Annotated in this window: 2 protein-coding genes; both read right to left on the reverse strand. The window is 44.8% G+C overall.

The window, feature by feature from the left end; translation table 11 throughout:
* Positions 1–93 precede the first annotated feature (93 nt).
* On the reverse strand, positions 94–747 hold the full coding sequence (locus tag A3750_RS17525; protein ID WP_068453191.1) for a tetratricopeptide repeat protein: 654 nt from the start codon (positions 745–747) through the stop codon (positions 94–96).
* A gap of 66 nt (positions 748–813) precedes the next feature.
* The coding region (locus A3750_RS17530) for a HisS family protein (RefSeq protein ID WP_197475119.1) at positions 814–1532 on the reverse strand (719 nt) is incomplete at its 5' end.

Below are 1532 nucleotides of genomic sequence, written 5' to 3' on the forward strand. Positions count from 1 at the left end.
GCAAAAAGCGCGGTAAAAACCGCGCTCATTGCAAGAAACTGAATTAGTCTCTTAGTCATCTTTAATTAACCTAGGTTAACTGAATTGCTTGGTTTACAGACTACGTGTATCGACACCAAGATCTGATAATTTTACGCCTAGCAAAGGCGCTCTTTGCGGCTCATCCTTTACCAATTCAAACGCCTTAAGGTAGGTGTTTCTCGCAGCTTCTTCGTCGCCTTGGGCAAGTTGAATATCGCCGGTGATTTCCAAAAAGCTTGGCTCAAACGCATCGTCAGTAGCATTAAGTAGCGCTAACGCTGCATCATATTCACCTTTTGCAGCAAGAACTCGTGCTTTTCGAGCTGTCACGATATGTTGAGTACGTACATCCTCTGTGGAGGCCAAAACAAAATCCAGCTCAGAAATCGCTTGGTCAAGATCTCCCGCTTCAACGTGAATTTTCGCGAGATACAAAGCTGCAAACCGGGCGTATTCTGTGTCGCCAAAGTTCTCTTTAATCTCTCCTGCAATAAACGTAGCAGACTGATCGTCACCGATACCTTGCTGAGCCGTAATAACATTTACCAAGCGTTGATACAAACCGGAGGCGGATGCTTTATTCGCCTCAACATTGCCTTGCCAAGCACGGTAGCCAAATACGATGGCAAGCGATGCAACAATCGCCAAAATAACTGACGTTCCATTCTTCTTCCACCAGTTCTTTATCGCCGCAATTTGTTCTTCTTCGGTCTTAAACTCGTCCACAACTTACTCCACTTTACTTTATTCTTTCACACCGGTTCAGCGCCGGGCAGTAGTGTACTTTATTCGTTACTCTATGTATTTAAGCAATTCTGCTTCTGGAATGCTTTTTTGCTCTTCTTTAGACTGCAAAGGCTTAAGCAACAGAGTTTGATTCATCATCTCTTCGGATCCAATGATCACTGCAAACTTTGCCTTCGACTTGTCAGCTTTTTTCAATTGGGACTTAAACGAACCTTGCCCCATATTCTGAACAACACGCATGCTGGTGTTATTCCGAATCAAAGAAGCGACTTGGAATGCTTTCTTTTGTGTGCCATCTCCAGCCGCAACAATATAGACATCGGCAGCAACATCTAAACCCTGCGGAAAAACGTTAAGCTCATCTAGGAGGAGTACCAGCCGCTCGACGCCCATCGCGAAGCCCACTCCTGGCGTTCCCTTTCCGCCTAACTGCTTAACCAAGCCATCATAGCGACCACCGGCACAAACTGTTCCTTGCGCACCTAGGGCATCCGTTACCCACTCAAAAACCATATTAGAATAGTAATCCAAACCTCTAACAAGCTTCGGGTTTACAACATAATGAATGCCCAAACTATCCAGATACGCTTTTAGCTCCGCAAAATGCGCCTTGGACGTATCGCCAAAAAAATCGGTAAGCACAGGAGCATTTTCTAAAATCGATTGTGTATCTCGATTTTTCGAATCAAGAATACGCAAAGGATTCGTCCCCAAACGACGTTGGCTATCTTCATCAAGCTGATCAATGTACTGCTCAAGGTAAT

Source organism: Oleiphilus sp. HI0079 (assembly GCF_001635105.1).